The sequence below is a fragment of the Pseudomonas sp. P5_B2 genome (assembly GCF_056400445.1).
This window is the reverse complement of record NZ_JBFULH010000368.1, coordinates 1-4,096: the sequence shown is the minus strand read 5'-3', so window position 1 is coordinate 4,096 and position 4,096 is coordinate 1. Positions and strand designations below refer to the sequence as shown.

At 60.4% G+C, this 4,096-nt stretch carries 3 protein-coding genes; 1 reads left to right on the top strand and 2 read right to left on the bottom strand.

All coding sequences use genetic code 11. The features are described 5' to 3' along the window. Together AC1DRJ_RS20555 and rimO are read right to left on the bottom strand one after the other, a co-directional pair. Positions 1-272: GNAT family protein (locus AC1DRJ_RS20555; RefSeq protein ID WP_477803758.1), on the bottom strand; the 272-nt coding region annotated here is incomplete at its 3' end. 110 nt (positions 273-382) lie between these two features. After that, complete coding sequence (rimO, locus tag AC1DRJ_RS20550; protein WP_477803757.1) at positions 383-1,720, bottom strand: 30S ribosomal protein S12 methylthiotransferase RimO; 1,338 nt, start codon at positions 1,718-1,720, stop codon at positions 383-385. A gap of 348 nt (positions 1,721-2,068) precedes the next feature. Between rimO and AC1DRJ_RS20545 the strand changes: the two genes are divergently transcribed. Continuing rightward, positions 2,069-3,970 (top strand): potassium transporter Kup, encoded by a 1,902-nt coding sequence (locus tag AC1DRJ_RS20545; RefSeq protein ID WP_477803756.1) that lies wholly within the window; start codon positions 2,069-2,071, stop codon positions 3,968-3,970. The last annotated feature ends 126 nt before the right edge of the window (positions 3,971-4,096 follow it).

Genomic DNA, 4,096 nt, shown 5'->3' with positions numbered 1-4,096 from the left:
CCCAGGCCCTGGCCGCGGTGAGCCGGATCGATGAAGAGCATTTCGACCTTGCCGGCGGCGACTCCGGCGAACCCGGTGATGCGCTGGCGTGCGTCTTTGGTGCAAATCAGCATCACGGCATCGAGGTAACGGGTCAGCACCAGTTCCTTGAGCAACTGAATGTAGCTGTTGGGCAGAAAGTCATGGGTGGCGCGCACTGAGGCTTCCCAGACTTGGGCGAGTTCCTCGTAGTCACTTTGTTTCGGTGTGTGTATGACCGAATGATGGCGCATGGCCGGGTGTCCCGTGTGAAATTGATGTGTGAGTCCCTTCCCACAAAACGATAGACGTAAAAAAGCCCCGCATCTCGTCAAGAGAGCGGGGCTTTGCGTATTTTTTGCGTTTAGATCTGTTCAGCCCACAGGTCGTATTCGTCGGCGTCAGTCACTTTGCACCAGACTTTGTCGCCCGGCTTCAAGTTGCTGCCGTTGTCGATGAACACGTTACCGTCGATTTCCGGGGCATCGAAGAAGCTACGGCCAACCGCGCCTTGCTCGTCGACTTCGTCCACCAGCACTTCGATTTCACGGCCGATGCGCATTTGCAGGCGCGCCGAGCTGATCGCTTGCTGGTGCGCCATGAAGCGGTCCCAACGGTCTTGCTTGACGTCATCCGGCACGATGGCCGCGTCCAGCAGGTTGGCCGGGGCGCCTTCGACGGGCGAGTACTGGAAGCAGCCGACGCGGTCGAGCTGGGCTTCGGTCAGCCAGTCCAGCAGGTACTGGAAGTCTTCTTCGGTTTCGCCCGGGAAGCCGACGATGAAGGTCGAACGGATGATCAGGTCCGGGCAGATCACGCGCCAGTTCTTGATGCGCGCCAGGGTCTTGTCTTCGAAGGCCGGGCGTTTCATGGCTTTCAGGACTTTCGGGCTGGCGTGCTGGAACGGGATGTCCAGGTACGGCAGGATCTTGCCGGCGGCCATCAACGGGATCAACTCGTCTACGTGTGGGTACGGGTAAACATAGTGCAGGCGAACCCAGACGCCGAGGGTGCTCAAGGCTTCGCAGAGTTCGGTCATGCGGGTTTTCACCGGCGCGCCGTTCCAGAAGCCGGTGCGGTATTTCACATCAACGCCGTAGGCGCTGGTGTCCTGGGAGATCACCAGCAACTCTTTGACGCCTGCCTTGACCAGACGCTGGGCCTCGTCGAGCACGTCACCGACCGGACGGCTGACCAGTTTGCCGCGCATCGACGGGATGATGCAGAAGCTGCAGCTGTGGTTGCAGCCTTCGGAAATCTTCAGATAAGCGTAGTGGCGCGGGGTCAGCTTGATGCCTTGCGGCGGCACCAGGTCGATCAGCGGGTTGTGATCCTGACGCGGCGGCACAACGGCGTGCACGGCGTTGACCACTTGCTCGTACTGCTGCGGACCCGTCACGGCCAGCACGCTTGGGTGCACGTTACGAATGTTGCCTTCTTCGACGCCCATGCATCCGGTCACAATGACCTTGCCGTTTTCCTTGATGGCTTCGCCGATCACTTCCAGGGATTCAGCCTTGGCCGAGTCGATGAAGCCGCAGGTGTTGACCACCACGACATCGGCGTCCTGATAAGTGGACACAACGTCATAGCCTTCCATGCGCAGCTGGGTAAGGATGCGCTCGGAGTCGACCAGTGCTTTGGGGCAACCCAGGGATACGAAGCCAACTTTTGGATTGGCCGGCGCAGGAGTGGTGGACATGTCTAACCTCGGTATTTGTGACGCCTCCAGCCGAAGTAGGCAAGGCGACAAACGGGCGCTTACGTCCTGTCTCGTGAATACGCCGTCAAAAAGCAGCAGTGATTCGCAAGACAGGGCGTTTTCTGCGCCTCTGATCAAAAAGTGCGCAATTCTAGCGATCAGTCGTTCACTTGACCAGCTTTATGCAGGGAAATACGACGAGTGCTGCGCTATGCTTCGCGCCGTTGGGCTTTATCGAATTTTTACAGTCAACAAAACGTCTGTAACCATAAGTAAAACAGCGCATGCTGCGTGGCAAAGCATAGTGCTTCTTCTAAAGAAGTCCGGTCTGGGTAGTAGGAGTGGTGGATGGGTCAGGCAAGTAGTCAGGCGGCGGGTGCCGAGCATTCGACGGCAAAGCCGATCGGCATGCTGGTCGCGGCAGTCGGGGTGGTTTACGGCGACATCGGCACGAGCCCGCTGTACACCCTCAAAGAAGTGTTTTCCGGTGCCTACGGTGTGCCGGTCAACCATGACGGCGTCCTGGGGATACTCGCGCTGATCTTCTGGTCGCTGATCTGGGTTGTCTCGATCAAGTACATGATGTTTGTCCTGCGCGCCGACAACCAGGGCGAAGGCGGGATCATGGCCCTGACCGCGCTGGCCCGGCGGGCGGCGGCGGGGCATCCGAAGTTGCGCACTTTGCTGGTGGTGTGCGGGCTGATCGGCGCGGCGCTGTTTTATGGCGACAGCATGATCACCCCGGCGATCTCCGTCCTTTCGGCCATTGAAGGCCTGGGGCTGGCGTTCGAGGGCATCGATCATTGGGTGGTCCCGCTGTCGTTGATCGTGCTGGTGGCGCTGTTCTTGATCCAGAGTCACGGCACCGCGCGCATCGGCATTCTGTTCGGGCCGATCATGGTCACCTGGTTTGTCGTGCTGGGGGCGCTGGGCGTCTACGGCATCATGCAGCACCCGGAAGTGTTGCAAGCGATGAACCCGGTGTGGGGCGTGCGTTTCTTCGTCGTGCACCCGGGCATGGGCGTGGCGATTCTCGGTGCGGTGGTGCTGGCGTTGACCGGCGCCGAAGCGCTGTACGCCGACATGGGCCACTTCGGTCGCAAGCCGATTGCCCGCGCCTGGTTCATCCTCGTGCTGCCGGCGCTGGTGCTGAACTACTTTGGCCAGGGCGCGCTGTTGCTCGGTGACCCGGAAGCGGCGCGTAACCCGTTCTATCTGTTGGCGCCAAGCTGGGCCCTGATTCCATTGGTCGGCTTGTCGACCCTGGCCACGGTGATCGCCTCGCAAGCGGTGATTTCCGGTGCGTTCTCCCTGACCCGCCAGGCGATCCAGCTCGGCTACATTCCGCGCATGCACATTCGACACACCTCCAGCGCCGAACAAGGCCAGATTTACATTGGCGCGGTGAACTGGGCGCTGATGGTCGGCGTGATCCTGCTGGTGTTGGGCTTCGAGTCCTCCGGTGCCTTGGCCTCGGCCTACGGCGTGGCGGTGACGGGCACGATGCTGATGACGACCATCCTGGTGTCGGCGGTGATGTTGCTGCTGTGGAAATGGCCGCCGATTCTCGCGGTGCCGGTGTTGCTTGGTTTCCTGTTGGTCGACGGTCTGTACTTCGCCGCCAACGTGCCGAAAATCGTTCAAGGCGGTGCCTTCCCGGTGATCGCCGGTATCGCGCTGTTTGTGCTGATGACCACCTGGAAACGCGGCAAGCAACTGCTGGTGGAGCGCATGGACGAAGGTGGCTTGCCCCTGCCGATTTTCATCAGCAGTATCGCCGTGCAACCGCCGCATCGCGTCCAGGGCACCGCCGTGTTCCTGACCGCGCGCCCGGATGCCGTGCCTCACGCACTGTTGCACAACCTGCTGCATAACCAGGTGCTGCACGAGCAAGTGGTGCTGCTGACCGTGGTCTACGAAGACATCCCGCGCGTGCCGGCGACTCGGCGCTTCGAGGTTGAAAGCTACGGTGAAGGGTTCTTCCGGGTGATCCTGCACTTTGGCTTCGTTGACGAACCGGACGTACCGCAAGCGCTGAAGCTGTGTCATCTCGACGACCTGGACTTCAGCCCGATGCGCACCACCTACTTCCTCAGCCGCGAGACGGTGATTGCCTCCAAACTCGAAGGCATGGCCCGTTGGCGCGAGGCGCTGTTCGCCTTCATGTTGAAGAATGCCAATGGCAATTTGCGGTTCTTCAATCTGCCGCTGAACCGGGTGATTGAGTTGGGTACTCAGGTGGAGATGTAAGCCACATCGAAGAGCCCCCGTTGCCGTGAAGGTGGCGGGGGCTTTTTTGTGCCCGAACACATAACTTGAAGACGACGGAGACTCAATGTGGGAGCGGGCTTGCTCGCGAAGGCGGTGTGTCAGTCG